Below are 18,287 nucleotides of genomic sequence, written 5' to 3'. Positions count from 1 at the left end.
AGAGTCGGGAGTCGTCAGTTCCCCACACCCCACACCCCACACCCTTAAAAGGTATACCCGATCGAAAAATGAAGCCGGCCGGCGCTCTCATTTTCCTGACGGTCCAGTTTAACACTGTAGAGAAAGCCCATGGCACCGATGGGGGTGATGTATCTCAATCCCAGGCCCACGGAGCTGCGGATGGTTTCGGCGGTAATGTCACTGAACTGGTCACTGACCGTTCCGGCATCACAAAAGAGGGTAAATTCGAAATTTTTCCCCAGATCGATTCTGGCCTCCAGACTTTCGGCGATTGACACCCGCCCGCCCAGCGAACTTCCCTCCGAATCAACGCGAAGCATATTTTCCTTAAACCCGCGAACATCCTGAGTGCCCCCCAGATAAAAAAGCTGATCGTCCGGCACCTGGTCAGATCCGCCAAACGGTTCAATATATCCGCCCCGGTTAAGCCACGCAAAGGTCAGCCGCTGAAATGGGCTCCAGTAAAGCCGGATATCCAGCCGGGACCGGGTAAAATCATCGATCTCGCTTTCAATGCCCTTGGACACATCCACCGACAGGGACGAATAGATCCCCTTTTTCGGCCGGACAAATGAATCCCTGGAATCATAGCGGATGGACGGGGTTACCGTAAACACCTGACGTTTTTCATACTGCTCATCACTGTCCGAATCGACTGCGGCGTCTGCGGACTCATCCGGTTTCTGCTCACGCTCTTCAAACCGGAAGTTCAAGCCGGTATTCACATGGGGAGGCCATGCTCGCCCGAAATTCAGAGCCCCGCCATAGGTCAGGGTTTCAAAATCCAGATTAAACGGGGCGCTTCGTTCCGAATAAAGGGAAAACCCCGCGGATGTCCGCGTGCCGAACAACCTGGGTTCTGATACGGACAGGTCATACCGGTACCCGGTCTGACTGGTTTCACCGCCGATCCAGGCATCCAGGTTATTGCCAAACAGGTTCCGGTCCGCGGCCCTGCCGTGAGCAAAAATTCCCTTGTCACTCTGATAACCGCCGCCGAATTCAATCGAGTACGGTTTTTTTTCTTCGACCCGGGCAACCAGGTTGACGGTATCGTCGCCTTCCTTGAGGCCGATGGCTTTAAACCGGACAGAATCCATGCAGTTTAAATTGCGAACAGCCCGCTGACTGTCCAGCATCCGGGTGAGCGAAAACGGCTCCCCGTCCTTCAATTTAATTTCATTTTCCAGGATACGCTCCTGCGTGCGGAAGTTACCGCTGAACCAGGTACGGCCCATGTTCACCCGAGGTCCCTCATTCACCTGATACTCGACCCGTGCCGCCAGCCGGTCTTCAGTAACCGACACCCGGCCTTTGACGGCAACATGCGGATACCCCTGTTCAGACACAAGCGCCGACAAGCTGTTTTCATCACTTTTCACCATGTAGGATCGGAACGGTTCGCCCTTCACCAGTTTGATCACACCATAGGCATCAGCTTCAGGCACGGCCGTCAGCCCCGTGATACTGACCGAGGACATCCGGGTCTGAACGCGCTCATCGATGTTGACCACGATATCGACCCGGGTCCTGTCTTCCGTCCATTGAAGGGTCGGGACGACCGTCACGTCAGAAAAACCGCTGCTTCGGTACAACGAACGGATCGCATCCAGATCCTCCCCCAGAACCTGGGGATCAAATATGCCGTTTGAAAACACTCCCGGCAGCCGGGTAAGCATCTGTTTGCGTATTTTTTCGGTGTCAATGGCTGTATTTCCCTCAATTTGAATGGTACCGACAAAACTGCGCGGCCCCTCTTCAATATCAAAGCGCACACTTCGAAGGGTCCGGCCCTTTTCTTTGACGGCTTCTTCTTTAGGCGTCACACGGACATCCAGATACCCGGCCCGTTGATACCTCTCCTTTATATTTCTGATGCTTTTCCGCACGCCCGCATTATTTCGGTTCCCTTCATCAAACAGTACCAGATCCTTTTTAAGCGTCCGAGGCCAGAACTGCCGGTTTCCGCTGAAGTTCACCCGGTACAGAGGCCCTTCGTTCACGGTGACCAGCACCCGGATCTGATGGCTGTCCGGCCCGGATTCGACGCGGGACTCGATCTGGACCTCCGCATATCCCTTTTGCCGGTAAAACTGAATCAACTGTTTCACGTCCGCGACCAGACGATCTTCTATAAAGCGACCGGCACTCCAGGGTCTGAGCCCCCTTCGCCAGATACTCATCTTCATTTTCAGACGACCGGCGGAAAACGTCTGATTCCCCTGAAATTGAACTGAATCCAGGCTGAGATAATCTTTTCCAGAGATATAAACGTCCACCTCATACTGGCCATCCCGGGAGTCCTGTTGTGCCTTCACCTGAATCTGCGGATCGATAAATCCCTGACGCCGGTAAAGTTCCGCAATCAAAGTTTCCGGCCGGTTCAGTTCATCCGGGTCATACACATCACCGGCATATATTGTCATGGCATTGAGGATCTGCTTTTCAAACAGCGGGTATTTGCCGTGAATCCGGACATCCTTTATGTATTGAAACGGTTTGAGGTGGACGGTCAGCACCATCTGCCCGTTTTCGTCCCTGGAATCCACATCGATCTGCTGAAACCGGCGGCACAGCTTCAACGCTGCGATGGACTGCTCCATCCGTTCGGTGGAAAACGGCTCCCCTTTCCGGATCACCATCAGTTCGGAGGCCATCTGTGTCAGCTCCCGGGCCTTCCCCCAGCTGTCATCGACCGTAATAACAATTTGAGAAACGACTGGAGCAGAAACCGCCTCGACGGCGCTGTCAGCAGGCCCGGCCATGGCATACGGGGCCACTGACAGCCCCCATAACAAAACGACGGCTACCGGAATTCTCAGTTTATAAATAAGTTGACAAATACCGCGCAACACGGATTCCTTTCACAATTTTTTTTTGCGCCTTTGCGTGAAATTTTTTTAATTCAGGATTTGAGCCTCTTTTCCCTGACTCCCGCATCACCGGAATTCCAGCCGGAACTTGAATTCTCCACCGAAAAAACCCTTGCTGTCCTGAAATCCGCTGAGCAGAATATTTTCCATCAGTTTGTATTCGGCAATCGCCCGCTGCAGCATTTCCCCGCTTTTGGATTCGGTCTCATACTTTACGGTCATGCGCTCGGAAAGCGCTTTGCCCACGGTCACTTTGATGCGATCCGTATCATCCTGTCCCTGCGTGTCCACCTCGAAGATATCCAGGCCCGTCGTCTTTTTGATGTCTTCGCCAAATGTGGACCCGATCAACTCGGCCAGCATCTGGGCGGCCGGACGTTTCGTGCCCCCCTCGTTTTCTATCAGTTCCGCAGTGGTTTTCCCGAACAACAGAAGCGACAGGAGGTCGGCATCCTGTTCTTCAGGCACACTGCTCAACTTGAATTTGAGCGCATCCGGTGTTCCGGAGATATCCAGGGTGATCGCCCAGCCGCGAATCTGGGCCTTGCTGCTGATATCCAGCTGCGGTTCGATCCGGTAGGGATTGATGAAATCCACCACCCCTTTGTTGACGGTAAATGTTTTTTTCCGATATTGAATCGTGCCGGACTCAACTTCTGCCCGGCCGGTCATCACGGGCTGATTGAGTGTGCCGGCAATTTTAAAATCCGGCAGTATATTCAGCTGCGCCAGGTTATTGTCCACCACAAACGGATTTCGACGCTGCAGCAAGATATCCAGCGCCATGTGTTTTAAAAACGGCTGGGTCATGTCCGTTGAAGGCACGGTCTCTCTCCGTTTTTTATCTTCCACTATCCGGAGAAAACTCAGGTTCACGTCCTTGTAATAAGTGCCGTCCAGAATCACAACCTGCCCCTGAAGCGCCGAGCGTTCAGGGGTCCCGGTCAGTTTTAAAGCGGCATTGAGCGTCATATCGAGCGTATCCGGAATCCGGACAGGCAGCGATTGGGCATTGACCTCAACTGATATGGACGAAGGCCTGAACGTGTCCAGATCCATCTTGCCTGAAACATTAAACCGGCCGTCATCCAGCCGCCCCTGTATCCGTTCCAGAAAAATCGCCTGCGGGGTAACCTGAACCCGGCCGTTAACATCATGCAGGTTCTGCATCAGAACCGGAAGCGTCAGGCCGACACCTTCCATGTTCATATCCATCCGGATATCGGGTTCTTTTAAAGTGCCTCCGATACCGCCGGACACACGGATCTGACCGGACGCATCCGAAAAGTCCTCGCTAATCATACCGACTGCCCGCATCGGAACCACGCCCTGGACTTTAACGTCCAGAGGTCCGTCAAGGGAGCCCGTCCCGCTGATATCGATCTGACCATCGGCCGCGAGCATCCATCGCGAAGGGAAAATCTGCAGACGCTGATCCTTCAGCACCATTTTCAGATTCTGAGTCTGAAGCACCGGTTTTTCCCTGAACACCAGGCCGAGCCGGTCCACATTCACGCTTCCCTGAACCTGCTCCACTGCATCCAGATTTCCTGCCGCGCTGATATCACCGGTCAGATGACCGCCCGCATCGGCCATGCCCAGGAGCGCAAACAACGGGGAAAGGTCAGTGTCGTCAAACCGAAGTAATGCGGAAAAATCCCGTTTCTTCAGATGATATTCGGCTGTTACATCAAAATCCAGGCGGCTCTGTATCCGGGCCAGCTGGTCTTTGACTTCGAGATGGACGGTGATGTCCTGAACGGATTTTTCCATAATCTGAAGGTCTGATGCCGTAATTTCTCCCCGGATGTCCGGATCTTCCAGAGAGCCTTTTCCGGCAATATTGAAAGCGACCTGTCCCTGCGCCCTATTTGTTTGCTGAACCCGGTCGATATTCGCCAGACTGACGCCTTCAGAGGACATCGCCACCTGAAAGGTTTTGTCTGTTGACGCCCATCCGGTTGCCACAATGGTTTCTTTCGGGGCAACCGTCACCCGAAGCGGACTAAAATAAATCTTCTCTCCGTCAAATTCGGATACCAGCGTAACTTCTTTGAGTTTTTGAACCGCCAGATCCAGATCGGTTCCCCGCAGATTCAACCGGCCCCGGGGGTGTTTGATCGTCCCTTCCATCCGGGCATCAATCTCGGCTCTTCCCTGTATCCGGTCTGAAAAATCCTCCAGATAGATCCCCTCAGATTGGATATCGCACCCAAATTCAGAATCTTCGATCAGTTTTATGCCGGGGGGCTCAAGGATCTGCGCAAAACCGGACATCTCAAGCTGCGACCTCCGGTTATGAACCGAGAGCCGGTCCACTATGACCCGGCCTTCCGAGAACCGGAGACCGGCGGTCAGATCCCCCACCCGAACCGGTCTGACGAATACGTCTTTTCCCGTTACAGCGGCCGTTGCAATCAGAGAACGGATATTTCCTTCCGCAGACAAATGGCCATCGATGACGCCGGAGGCCATCTTTCCGGCAACGAATTTTCCCAGATCCAGCTGTTGAAACGAGAGCGAAAGACTGACCGGAAGATCCGGATCGAGGGCAAACGGCTGCTGAAACATCCGGACCGTTGCGCTTCCACTCGCTACAGCGCCCTGATTTTCCACTTCAAACCGGGAGATGTTCAACAGGCCGGATGCATTCAGGGATGCCTTTAGGCTGACATCGCCGATGGTAATATCCTGCATCCCGATCTGTTTTGCCTGAAGATCGGCATCCATAACCGGATGTTTGACCGTACCGGAGAGCCGGGCCTGAAGCGCGAGGCGTCCGTGGGGCTGTTCAAAATTCAGGCCAGAGAACAGCGGAAAAAGATCGGAGGCAGTCAGATCGATATTGGCCTCGATCGCATCAGAAGAAAGATCATACCGGCCACCGGCGGACATATCAATGCCGTCGGATGTGACGGTCAGCTGGCGGATTCCGGCTTGCTGGCCTTCCAGATAGAACCGGGAGTGGAGATTCACATCCACCGGAGCTGCAGCCGGATCAGCTGCCAGGCCTTTTGCGGCCAAGACAAGGGATGCGTTCAGTGATCGCACCGCAGAGGATATGCCGCTGCCTGTCAGATCAAGATCGGTCCGGATAATTCCGGACACCCGGCGGCCCGATGGCAACAGCTGGCCAAGATCGATATCCCGGGACTGAACTGCCAGCCGGTAGCTGATGGCATCCGGATTGGGCTTTGTTGTTAAAAAGCCGCCCTCAAGCACCTGCTTCAGATCAGCCATGCCGCTGGCCGTTAACAGACCGCCCGCCGCTTTCACGGCCAGCCGGTTCAGGTCGACTATCCGGTCTTTCAAGACCAGTTTCAGAAGGATGCGGTCAACCGGATATCCGCCGAGCACCCCGCCCCCGTAATCCAGTGCAAGGTCCGCATCAGGATTGTCAACAATCCCCCTTACTGTGCCACGGGCCGTCACCTGGCCAGAAAGGATCTGGTTTAACCGCAGGCTCTGTTGAATCTCCGGTAAAAATACGGTTGATTCCAATTTCAGATCCGCAACCGGTCTGCCAAATACATCCTGAAGACTTCCGTCGACGGCAACGGCTGACGCACCTGTTTCCAGGCGGCACACAAACGGATCGATGCGGCCGTCATTCAATACGGCCTCTGTGTGCAACCGGCGGATCCGGGTATTAAACTCAGGGCTGATGATTCCCGCATCTGAAACCGTGAGGGATAGCCGCCCGGTGCGCTTTTTCAGGTCCGCGCCGGTCAGGATCAGGTCGACATCACCCACCGTTGCCTTAAAGCCTTTGTCCGGCATTTCAAATCCTGCCGAAGCGTTCAGCACCTTGAGCGACCGGATCACCACATTTACCGGTATCGCACCTCCCTTTTGATCTGGTGCGTCTGATACCTCTGGCGTCGGAGGCCCGAAAATCCGCATCAGATTAATCTCTCCCCGGGAATCGGCTGTCAGATCCGCCCGGAGGCCTTCGATTAAAAGCGCTTCAATATCGACGATGCCGGATATCAGCGACCGCCATGAGATATCGACCGCCAGCCGGTCAAAGCCCGCCACCGGATGATGCGCCGCATCCTGGACCTGAAGCCGTTTGAGTTCCACACGGCCCTCAAAAAGGAAAATTTCCAGGCCGTCCCATGAAAGGGTGCCGTCAATTCGCTGGTTGACGGCGTTTTGAACAAATTGCCCGCCATGATCCGTCTGCAGATAAAACAGCAGACCCGTGACAGCGGCGATCAGCAGGGCAGTGCCTGCCCCCATGACGATGATCAGCGTTTTAACATATCGTTTCATAACCACATCCGTTGCAGGTGGTACTTTTCAGCATACTTTTCAATAAGATTCTCACACAACAGCGCCAGCGTGCAGAAAAGACACTCCCTGATCGGTTCAAACAAGCCCGCCTGAAGGGCGCAAAGTTCATTTAATTTTCCTCATATTCAACTTCTTAAAATGCACACCATTTGTCAAACGCTGTCTCTGTATAAGGGCCCCGGCAAAAAATATTCTGAATATTACACGGGATTTCAAAGTCTCACAAGCTCGCGTACCTTGTTCGTCTTCAAGGCGTATCAACTGTTTTTAACCATCAGTATTTTTTTACGCTTTGCGTGAAAATTTTATAAAACCCGATAGTTGAAATCAGACTTCCGGCATCTGATCACCGACTTCTGTCTATCAGCTATCAACTTTTTTCACGCTGCCTGCTGCTTACACCCTACTTTCTCCAACCTCAGTCCTCAGCACTGAGTCCTTCATCATTTAAGTGACAAACAGGTTGCATCGCCCGGAAAATGTCGTAATATATGAACATATTGTTTCTAGGAATAAAATTTTGCCAGTTACAGCACACTGCTCTTATCGATACACTGAAACAGAAAGCGATATTTTATGCAACTCATTGAAAGCAACGATATCCATCGTATCCAGATAGAAAATAAAGAAATCATCCTGGTGGGAACCGCGCACGTTTCCGCTGAAAGCGCGCGGCTGGTCCGCGCGGTGATCGAGGAGGAGCGGCCGGATACCGTCTGTATTGAACTGTGCCAGGCGCGGTATGATGCCATCCGCCAGAAAGACCGATGGCAAAATATGGACATCATCAAGGTCATCAAGGAAAAGAAAGCCTTTCTGCTCCTGTCCAACCTGCTGCTGTCAGCCTTTCAGAAACGAATTGCGGACAAACTCGATGTCAAACCCGGCCAGGAGATGATCACCGCCATCGAATCGGCTGAAGAAACCGGTGCCCGTATTCACCTGGCCGACCGGAATATTCACGTAACCCTCTCCAGGGTCTGGCGGCTGATGAGTTTGTGGGAAAAGATCAAGATGCTGTTTCAACTGGTCATGTCGTTCGGGCAGATGGAGGATATCAGCGAGGCAGATATCGAAAAAATGAAGCAGCAGGACATGCTCGAGACGATTCTGTCCGAGGTGGAAAAAACACTGCCGGTGCTCAGGACCATCCTCATCGATGAACGGGATCAATATCTGTCGCAACGAATCCGTACGGCGCCGGGCAATAAAATTGTCGCTGTCGTGGGCGCCGGCCATGTGCCGGGCATCAAAACCTATCTGAATCATGACATCGATATCGCACCGTTAAATGATCTCCCCCCGAAAAGCAGGGCTTCAGGGTATCTTAAATGGATGATCCCCCTTGCCATCCTGCTCATGATGGCCTTCGGTTTTTTTTCGGGCGGCGCCGCCGCGGGCACTCACATGATCACCTGGTGGATTCTGGCAAACGGCATTCTGGCCGGCATCGGGGCAACCCTTGCCATGGCGCACCCGCTGACGATCCTGTCGTCCATTATTGCAGCACCCCTCACATCGTTAAACCCCATGATCGCCGCCGGCTGGGTATCGGGGCTCGTGGAGGCATTTTCACGGAAACCCAGGGTGGTGGATTTTGAAAATCTCCCCACTGACATTCTCTCTATCCGGGGATTCTGGAAAAACAAGGTGACCCGGGTACTTCTGGTCGTGGTGTTCACCAACCTGGGAAGCTCACTGGGGACTTTCGTGGCCATTCCGCTGATGGCCAGAGCCTTCTAACTGGCTGTTAAAAGCTCTGAGCCGGCTCGTCTCTTCCAGAGCAGGCCTTTCAGCCTCCCGTCACCGGCAGAATTTTTACAACGCTCCGCTGAAAGGTTTTCCCCCGGCCGAGATCGAATACCTTTTTAACAGTTTCAAGACGTCCCCGGGCATAGAGCTGAATGCATTCGGGATACAGCTGCCATTCGAGATTGAGCCCCTTTTCCCTGACCGTATCGAGCGTGTCGACTGCTTCGATGTGAAATGCCTTCTGGTCGATGATCGGGCCGGAGTCCTCACCGTAATCGATAAAATGAACCGTGCAGCCGCCTACCCTGCATCCATAGCGCCAGGTATCCCCATATCCGTCCACGCCTGGAAATGCCGGCAGAAGGGCCGGATGGATATTCATGATCCGGGGATGGCGAGGATCAATATTGACCCTGTCGATAAAATAAGGGGTAAGCTTCCGCATAAAGCCGGCCAGTATCAGCAGATCGAACGGATAAGGCCGCATCTGTTCGAGCAGTTGCGCTTCAGCTGCCGCCCGGGTAAGCATATAGGCGATCATCTTTTCGGGATCAGCAGTCGCGGGAAACAGTCGATCTTTGGACATCAGGTCGCTCAGATCAAAATCTTCGGGGCATTGAGTTTGATCCGGGCAGGTTCGGTGATTCCGGATAATCTTTCTGTAATCCACAACGAACGTAGGAATCCCGTGCTTTTTGGCCCGTTCAAGCCCCTTTGCCTCCGGGTTGTCAGATCCCACAAATACGATGCGGCCATCTGTTTTCCCTGATTCGCAGGCATCGATAACCGCCTGCAGGTTCGTGCCCCCGCCGGATATCAATGCGCCGATTCGGAGTTTATCCTCCATACCATACACCTCCCAGTGAATATAAAAATGACCGGAAACCGCGTCATATCGATTGATTCATCAGCAGACTGGTATCAGAACCCTGTTAAGGAGTCAAGGGACAGTCGTGGGTCACAGAGCCGTCCTGGCGCTGAAGCTTCGCTGACATTGAATTGGTTACGGTTTAAATTGATCAGGGAACCCGCTGTTCCGGTATACAGTCATAAAATCCCCCAAACCCGTTCCTTTTTCACCCGGATTAATTTCTGAGCACCTTAGTCAGAGTTGACAATTCATATAAAACCCTTATATATTGGTCACAAAAAAGGATGTTTTTTTATCACCGTCGAAATTCTTTTAAAGAGAGGAAAACATTATGGCCGAGGAAATTTTAGAAGTCGATGACAGCAGCTTTGAAACTGAAGTGTTGAACGCAGATAAACCGGTACTGGTTGATTTCTGGGCTCCATGGTGTGGTCCGTGCCGTGCGTTGGCGCCGGTGGTTGACGAGCTGGCTGCGAAATTGAGTGACAGAATCAAATTCACCAAATGCAATGTGGACAACAGCCCGGAAACGCCTGCCACATACGGAATCAAATCCATCCCGACCCTGATATTCTTCAAAAACGGAAAAGAGGTCGACAAGATAACCGGCGCCGTAGCAAAATCAAAAATAGAAGAAAAATTAACCAGCTTATTATAGGAATCGCGTAATGCAGAATGTGGATTATGATCTGGTTATCATCGGCGGTGGTCCGGCCGGTCTTACGGCCGGTCTGTATGCTGCGCGTGCAAAGCTCAACGTTATCCTGATCGAAAAAATCGCACCGGGCGGACAGATTCTCATCACAGACTGGATTGAAAATTACCCCGGATTTCCCAAGGGGCTTTCCGGCGCGGATTTAGTCGACAAAATGACAGAACAGGTCAAGCAGTTCGACCTGAACATCGAACTGAATGAGGTACTTTCATTGGATCTGTCCGGACAGATAAAAAAAATCACCTTAAATGATCGTACCATTACGACACTTGCCGTTATTATTGCATCCGGTGCCTCCCCGCGAAAACTCGGGGTCCCCGGGGAAGATACATTTTACGGCCGGGGGTTGTCCTCGTGTGCCACCTGTGACGGACCTTTTTTCAGAAACCGGACGGTGGCAGCTGTCGGCGGCGGAGATACCGCTGTTCAGGAAAGCATGTTTCTGACCAAATTTGCCAAAAAGGTCTATCTGATCCATCGCAGAGACCAGCTCAGAGCAACTAAAATTTTGCAGGAACGTGCGCTGGCCAACGATAAAATTGAATTTATCTGGGATTCTGTCATCACCGGCATCGGCGGTTTGAGCAACGTTGAAAACGTCACCATCAAAAACGTCAAAACCGACAAGATAACGGAACTTCCCGTAGACGGCTGTTTTATCTGGGTAGGGATCGTACCCAATACGGATTTTCTGAATAATGCGGTCAAGGTCGACGATTCCGGGTTTATTGTGGCTGACCCGCATATGAGGACATCGGTACCCGGCGTATTTACAGCCGGAGATATCCGAAACACGCCGTTAAGACAAGTAGCCAGTGCAGTGGGGGATGCCGCCATCGCCGCGCTTTCGGCCGAGCACTATATCGAGAATATAAAACCATGAAAAGATTACTGATTACTTGCCTGATGACATTAATCATGTGCAGTGGATGTGCCTGGTTTCAAACCAAAGAAAATCTGCCGGCACATGAACTGGCCAGCAACGGAATGGAAGCCTTCAGCAGCGGTCATTACCGGAACGCCATCGAGAGCTTTGAAAAGCTTAAAGACTGGTATCCGTTCAGCCAGTATGCCATCCTGGCTGAACTCAAAATCGCGGACGCCCACTACCATCTGAAGGAATATGAAGATGCCGTTGCGGCATATGAAGAGTTTGAAAGCCTTCATCCCCGAAACGAGGCGGTTCCCTATGTGATTTTTCAGACGGGGCTGTGCTATTACGAGCAGATCAGCTCTGTGGACCGGGACCAGACATCGGCCAGAAAAAGCGCGGACATATTCACCCGCGTGACTGACCGGTATCCTGATAATGAATATGCCCAACGGGGCAGCAGGCTGCTGAAGGAATGCATGAAACAGCTTTGCGGCCATGATTTGTATGTGGGAAAATTTTATTTGAAAAGCAAACATTACAAAGCGGCGCTTTGCCGGTTCAAACAGATTTTAACGCATTATCCGGATGTGGGTATTCATCAGGAAGCATTGCAATATATTGCATTGTGCGAGCAAAAGCTGTCCGGCCAGCAACCTGAAAAAGAATAACATCTGAAAAAACCTTTACAGAATACTTTTTTTTATATATAAAGCTTGCTTTTGCATGATCGCTGATCATGAAACTGAAAATGCCAGACCTTTAAAGGAGAACCCGATATGTCTAAGATGTGTGAAATTTGTGGGAAAGCACCGCTTGTCGGCAATAACGTCAGCCATGCGCACAATAAAACCAAACGTCGTTTCAACCCCAATCTGCAAAGAGTCCGTGTGCTTAGAAACGGACAGGTGAAAAAAATCAACGTATGCACCAACTGCATCAAATCAGGATTTGTTGTAAAAACAGCTTAAGCATTCACCCGTTTGACGTGCTGAACGGATTTGACTTTTTTCAGAGCTGCAAACACTTTCCCCAAGTGTTCCGTGTCTTCTACGGTAATGGTGAAAAGGCAGTCAACCGCTTCATTTTCCAGGGTCCGCGTTTCTGAAGTCAGTATGTTTGCCCCGGTTTTATTGATGGTGGCTGCCAAATCCGCCAGCAGACCCAGCCGGTCGATACAGCGCACATAAATTTTTACCGGATATGTATCAATTTTATCCAGTGCCCATGACACATCGATCTGTCTCTCCGGATTCATTTTCAGAGAGTTGATACAATTTGTCCGGTGAACCGTAACGCCATATCCCTGGGTGATGTAGCCGTTGATCGAATCACCCGGAACCGGCTGGCAGCATTTTCCGAACCGGATCAGCACATCGTCGATTCCCTGAACAATGATTCCGGTTTTCGGTCTCTTTTTTCGGACCCTGTCAATGAGCTTGTTTAAAAACGATTCCTGCGACCAGTCTCCACCACCCGGCTTTACCTCAAACTTGCGGATCAGCTGCAAGGGAGTGACCTTCCCATAGCCAACGCTGGCGATCAGATCGTCAATGGCTTTAAACCCGAAGGCTTCGGCCACCTCGACCATTTTCTGGGATTTCATCAATGTATTGAAATTCAGTCGATATTTCCGGGAAGCCTTTTCACACATTTCCCGACCGAGGGCGATGCTTCGCCCCTTTTCCTGTGTCTTTATCCACTGTCTGATCTTGGATCTGGCCTTGACGGTTTTGACAAAATTGAGCCAGTCCTTGCTCGGGTTATGCCCTTTGAGGGTGATGACTTCCACGATATCACCGGTTTTCAGTTCATACTGCAACGGCACCATCCGCCCGTTGACTTTGCAACCGGTGCACTGATTCCCCACTTCCGTATGAATTAAATAGGCAAAGTCCACTGGCGTTGCCCCCTTGGGCATCGATTTAATGTCTCCCCGTGGGGTAAATATATAAACTTCGTCGGGAAAGAGATCGATCCGGACATTTTCCAGGAATTCTTCCGGATTCTTGAAATTTTCCTGATTTTCCACCAGACTCTGAACCCAGGAAAAGGTCTTGCTGATTCCCTCGTCGATCCGTTCGCCTTCTTTATAACTCCAGTGCGCGGCAATCCCGGATTTGGCGACCTTATCCATTTCCCCGGTTCGTATCTGAATTTCAATCCGTTCTCCGATCGGCCCGATCACCGTCGTATGCAGCGACTGATACATATTGGATTTGGGGACCCCGATATAATCCTTGAATTTCTTGGGGACCGGTTTCCAGAGTGCATGAACCAACCCGAGCGCTTCATAACACTGGGGAACGGTATCCAGAATAACCCGGAATGCCATGATATCGTACACATCTTCAAACGAAAGATCCTGACTGACCATTTTCTGATAAATACTGAAAAAATGCTTATATCGGCCGAGAACTTCGCATTCCAGATGCGCCTCCATCATTTTTTCCTTGATGATGCGCTTAACCGTTTCGATATAGTTTTCCCGCTCGGCCTTGTCCTTGCTGACCTGAATTTTGATCTGTTCGTATTCTTCGGGGTAAACATATTTGAACGCGGCATCTTCCAGCTCAATCTTTATGCTGTATATTCCGAGCCTCGACGCTATCGGTGCATAAATATCAAGGGTTTCCTGAGCAATTTTTATCTGCTTGCTCTTCGTGTGAAACTGCAGGGTCCGCATATTATGAAGACGATCCGCCAGTTTGATCAGAATCACGCGGATATCATCGGCCATGGCCAGCAGCATCTTTCGGATACTTTCTGCCTGACGCGCCTCGGAACTGGTAAACTGCAGTACGCTGAGCTTGGTGACCCCGGAGACGATATGACAGACCTCGGGCCCGAACATTTCCAGTATGTCTTCAGGCGACGCGTGCGTATCCTCGATGACATCATGCAGCAGTCCTGCCGCGATGCTGACCACGTCCAGCTTCATATCGGCCAGTATACCGGCCACTTCAAGGGGATGCATCAGATACGGCTCACCCGACAACCTGACCTGCCCCTCATGAACCCTGGCAGAATATATATAGGCCCGATCTATAAGATCGACATCGGCATCCGGATTATGCTCGAGAATTTTATCAATAATATCACTGATTCTGATCATGAAGACGCATACACTCATACCGGCCGGGGACGGCCGTCAGCCCTGAACCGGCATAACCTTTTAAAATGCTTTTCATTCCTCAGGGCCTCGGCCCTTTCATACTGTCCGGTAAGAACAGTGCCTGTTGCCTCCCGGCAAGGGGCGGCTTCCGATAAGCGATAAGCGCAGCCGCTGTCGTAAGAATAAAACTATCGAAAATCAGTATGCCTTTGCAAATATGACCCGCTGACTGCTGTCCCGGCCGCAGCAGATACACCGCCCGGATTCTGCCTTTGAGTCAAACGGAATACACCGGATCGTGACACTGAGATCCTCTTTAATTTTCGCTTCACACTCCGAAGAGCCACACCAGTGAGACAGTGCCAGCCCGCCGTGAATTTCCGGCTGTTCTGCATTTCTGGGCGTAAAAAAACCATAAAATTCATCCCGGGCATCAATCTCCACGGTATGCTGCTGACGATACGCAAGCGCGCGATCAAACAGGTTTTTCTGGATATCGTCCAGTATCCGGCCAATCTCGCCGACAAAGGCCTCTCGGCTCATGGAAATTTTTTCCCGATGGGGTTTATCCCGCCGTCCCATAAACACGCTGTTGGCAGCCATATCCCGGGGACCGATTTCCACACGAACCGGTATCCCTTTTTTAATCCATTCCCAGCCCCTGGCCCCGCCGATATCCCGATCATCAACCTCCACGGTCAGCCTCCGGCCGTGATAAAACTGATCCCGAAGTTGCCTTGCCAGCGAATTTACATACTCCATCACGGCAGCCAGCTCGTCGGGCTTGCGAACGATCGGCAGCAGCACCACATGCGATGAAGCAACCCGCGGAGGAAGAATGATCCCGTCATCATCACCATGCGTCATGATGACCCCGCCGACCAGCCGGGTCGAGGTCCCCCAGGAGGTCGTCCACGCGTATTCTTCGACTTCTGCGGCCGACTGAAATTTTATGCCGGACGCCCTGGCAAAATTCTGTCCCAGAAAATGCGATGTGCCGGCCTGAAGGGCCTTTCGATCCTGCATAAAGGCTTCTATGCACAGGGTATCCACCGCCCCGGGAAATCGTTCTGACGCGGTCTTTCTCCCCTTGATGACCGGCATGGCCAGACACTCTTCGACCATTTTGGCATACACATCCAGCATCATGTGCGTCCGGTCCACCGCCTCCTTCTCGGTGGCATGCACCGTGTGCCCTTCCTGCCACAAAAACTCACTGGTCCTTAAAAAAATGCGGGTCCGCATCTCCCAGCGAACCACGTTGCACCACTGGTTTAACAAAATGGGCAGATCCCGGTAGCTGCTGACCCATCTGGAAAAAGAATCGCCGATAATGGTTTCAGATGTCGGCCGGACCACCAGCGGCTCAGCCAGCCTGCCGGCGGGAACCAATCCGCCGTCGGCCGATTTTTCCAGCCTGTGATGGGTTACCACGGCGCACTCCTTGGCGAACCCCTCCACATGTTCGGCTTCCTTTTCCAGAAAGCTCAGCGGTATAAACAAGGGAAAATATGCATTTTTAACACCGGTCTGTTTGAAAAGATCATCCATTTCACGCACGATATTTTCCCAGAGCGCATACCCCCAGGGTTTGATCACCATGCAACCCCTGACCTGGGAGCGTTCGGCAAGATCCGACGCCTTGACCACCTGCTGATACCATTCCGAATAATTTTCATCTCTCGTCGGCGTAATCGCCGTTTTCACCTGTTTTCCCATATATCCTCTCGTAACTTTAATAAACCTTCACAATATTTTTTCGGTATAACGCGGGCGGGACGGACCTCGCGACATTGTGGCCGCAGTTATGATCAAGCCCATTTATTCTATCCTACCAGCGGCTGGCATATTCGCCTGAATCACGATCCCTTACCCCTGTTTTTCCACATACATGCGCACTTCATCAAGTAATACGTCAACCAGATCCTCCTGAGGACATTTTTTAACGACCTGTCCCTTTTTGAACAAAATTCCAATGCCATCACCACCGGCAATTCCGATGTCAGCTTCCCTGGCTTCGCCCGGACCGTTTACCACACACCCCATAATGGCAATCTTTATGGGCTGAGTCATAGATGCGAGGGCTTTTTCCACCTGCTCGACAATATCGAAAAGATTGATTTTACACCGTCCGCATGTCGGGCAGGAGATAATTTCAGGACCGCGCTGACGAAGATTCAACGCCTTTAAAATCTCAAAGCCTACCCGGATTTCCTCGACCGGATCCCGGGTCAATGACACCCGGATCGTATCTCCGATTCCCTCGGAAAGGAGCATGCCGATTCCAATGGACGATTTTACGATTCCGGAATAAAGCCCTCCGGCCTCGGTCACCCCGACATGAAGTGGAAAATCCGTTACAGACGAAAGGAGACGATATGCACCCAGAGTACGATGCACATCGGAAGCCTTGAGTGAAATCTTTATCTGGTCAAATCCCACCGAGGTCAGCAATTCCACGTGGCGCATGGCACTTTCAACCATCCCCTCCGCCGTCGCCCCGTTGTATTTTTCCAAAATATCTTTTTCAAGAGATCCGGCATTGACACCGATTCGAATCGGAAGCCCCAGATCGGTTGCACAATCCACAACCGCCCTGACTTTCATTTTGCTGCCGATGTTTCCGGGATTGATCCGAAGCGCGTCCGCCCCCGCCTGTGCAGCGGCTATCGCCAACTGATAATCAAAATGGATGTCCGCAATCAATGGAATCGATATAGCTTTTTTAATGTCGGATATGGCGAGGGCTGACTCCTGATCCGGCACAGCCACCCGCACAATATCACAGCCGGCCTGTTCAAGGCGATGAATCTGCCCAACGGTAGCCGTCACATCACAGGTGAAGGTATTGGTCATGGACTGGACCGTGACTGGCGCGCCCCCCCCCACCTTTACATTCCCGATACAGATCTGTCTTGTCAGTCTGGGTCTGTTTTCTGAAGTCATGTAAAAATTACTTTCAAAAACTGAACTTGAAGATTTTATATCATCGTCGTTTCAGCGTCGCCATGCAGCAGGTTGCCTGGCAGCGGAATATAAGCCCGGCATTGGCAGCGGAAGGATCACACCGGTCTCAAAAAATCAAATTCACCTGTCTATAAATGTCTAATACACTACCACAATCAACCCCTGTTAAACAATTTTTTTCTGTCAGACCCCGATGAACGCACACCCGGAATCTGCTATGTTCCAATGCCGCCCATGATGTATTTCCGGAACACCCTGTACGCATACGCCTACAGGTCAATGACACACTATTACCGCTTGTGGATGAAAAAGTATTTCGACTATAGTCGCTTGATATTCCAGCAGATTATGCTATTTCAAAACGACTGGCATCCCCCCGTATCGTGCTGGAGAAGCCGGAAGCGGCCGGGACGGTTCTCACGACGTTATGACCGAAGGGCAGAACCTGTTTTACGGCTCAGGCTTTGTTATCGCGGCCATCGGTTTTGGGATCACCCTGCCGGACAAGGTGTCTACCATATGTATCTTATTCCATGCTGACAATCGATGAAACTGCCGCAGATGATGATTTTGGCGATTACTACCAGGCCTCAGCCCGGTATGCCTATTCCAAAGTCCTGAGTGTTGGAATCTATGCGGCCATGATCGATCCGGGTAACGCATTCGGCAGCGAGGCAGACACCGCAATGGAATTTTTCTGGGAAGCGGGTTTTAAGTTTTAACACGTTTGCGACCCAGCTTAAATGCTCGATTAATAATTTGCATCGTCAAATAAAAAATGTTAATTTCGTAAGGGTTAAACGATA

12 protein-coding genes are annotated in these 18,287 nt (G+C 51.6%); 6 read left to right on the top strand and 6 right to left on the bottom strand.

The genetic code is table 11. The features are described 5' to 3' along the window. Window positions 1-44 precede the first annotated feature (44 nt). Window positions 45-2,873 carry an outer membrane protein assembly factor BamA gene (bamA, locus tag PHQ97_10990; protein MDD4393258.1) on the bottom strand — a complete coding sequence of 943 codons (2,829 nt, stop codon included), beginning with the start codon at window positions 2,871-2,873 and terminating at the stop codon, window positions 45-47. Between the two features lie 87 nt (window positions 2,874-2,960). Continuing rightward, complete coding sequence (locus PHQ97_10985; protein MDD4393257.1) at window positions 2,961-7,169, bottom strand: translocation/assembly module TamB domain-containing protein; 4,209 nt, start codon at window positions 7,167-7,169, stop codon at window positions 2,961-2,963. A gap of 597 nt (window positions 7,170-7,766) precedes the next feature. On the opposite strand from PHQ97_10985, the gene PHQ97_10980 reads away from it, so the two are divergent. Then, complete coding sequence (locus PHQ97_10980; GenBank protein ID MDD4393256.1) at window positions 7,767-8,933, top strand: TraB/GumN family protein; 1,167 nt, start codon at window positions 7,767-7,769, stop codon at window positions 8,931-8,933. 49 nt (window positions 8,934-8,982) lie between these two features. On the opposite strand, the gene purN is transcribed toward PHQ97_10980, so the two are convergent. After that, window positions 8,983-9,789 carry a phosphoribosylglycinamide formyltransferase gene (gene purN / locus PHQ97_10975; protein ID MDD4393255.1) on the bottom strand — a complete coding sequence of 269 codons (807 nt, stop codon included), beginning with the start codon at window positions 9,787-9,789 and terminating at the stop codon, window positions 8,983-8,985. 355 nt (window positions 9,790-10,144) lie between these two features. Between purN and trxA the strand changes: the two genes are divergently transcribed. From trxA to rpmB, 4 genes are all read left to right on the top strand, one after another. Next, a complete protein-coding gene (trxA, locus tag PHQ97_10970) occupies window positions 10,145-10,471 on the top strand; it encodes a thioredoxin (protein MDD4393254.1) in 327 nt (108 codons plus the stop codon). Between the two features lie 10 nt (window positions 10,472-10,481). Next, window positions 10,482-11,411, top strand: a complete 930-nt coding sequence (gene trxB / locus PHQ97_10965; GenBank protein MDD4393253.1) for a thioredoxin-disulfide reductase — start codon at window positions 10,482-10,484, stop codon at window positions 11,409-11,411. After that, on the top strand, window positions 11,408-12,070 hold the full coding sequence (locus tag PHQ97_10960) for an outer membrane protein assembly factor BamD (protein ID MDD4393252.1): 663 nt from the start codon (window positions 11,408-11,410) through the stop codon (window positions 12,068-12,070). The genes trxB and PHQ97_10960 overlap by 4 nt, the downstream gene beginning before the upstream one ends. Window positions 12,071-12,178: 108 nt before the next feature. Beyond that, window positions 12,179-12,370, top strand: a complete 192-nt coding sequence (gene rpmB, locus PHQ97_10955) for a 50S ribosomal protein L28 (protein ID MDD4393251.1) — start codon at window positions 12,179-12,181, stop codon at window positions 12,368-12,370. Here rpmB and PHQ97_10950 read toward each other — a convergent pair. From PHQ97_10950 to ispG, 3 genes are all read right to left on the bottom strand, one after another. Further along, a complete protein-coding gene (locus PHQ97_10950; protein ID MDD4393250.1) occupies window positions 12,367-14,514 on the bottom strand; it encodes a bifunctional (p)ppGpp synthetase/guanosine-3',5'-bis(diphosphate) 3'-pyrophosphohydrolase in 2,148 nt (715 codons plus the stop codon). The two genes, rpmB and PHQ97_10950, sit on opposite strands and share 4 nt — an antisense overlap. A 198-nt stretch (window positions 14,515-14,712) precedes the next feature. After that, a complete protein-coding gene (gene proS / locus PHQ97_10945; GenBank protein ID MDD4393249.1) occupies window positions 14,713-16,233 on the bottom strand; it encodes a proline--tRNA ligase in 1,521 nt (506 codons plus the stop codon). Between the two features lie 150 nt (window positions 16,234-16,383). Beyond that, window positions 16,384-17,460 (bottom strand): flavodoxin-dependent (E)-4-hydroxy-3-methylbut-2-enyl-diphosphate synthase, encoded by a 1,077-nt coding sequence (gene ispG / locus PHQ97_10940; GenBank protein ID MDD4393248.1) that lies wholly within the window; start codon window positions 17,458-17,460, stop codon window positions 16,384-16,386. 554 nt (window positions 17,461-18,014) lie between these two features. On the opposite strand from ispG, the gene PHQ97_10935 reads away from it, so the two are divergent. Continuing rightward, complete coding sequence (locus PHQ97_10935; protein MDD4393247.1) at window positions 18,015-18,203, top strand: hypothetical protein; 189 nt, start codon at window positions 18,015-18,017, stop codon at window positions 18,201-18,203. Window positions 18,204-18,287 lie beyond the last annotated feature (84 nt).

This window comes from Desulfobacterales bacterium (assembly GCA_028704555.1).
Classification (GTDB): Bacteria; Desulfobacterota; Desulfobacteria; order Desulfobacterales; family JAQWFD01; genus JAQWFD01.
Note: the sequence above shows the minus strand (reverse complement) of the source record. Positions and strands in the feature narration are given on the sequence as shown.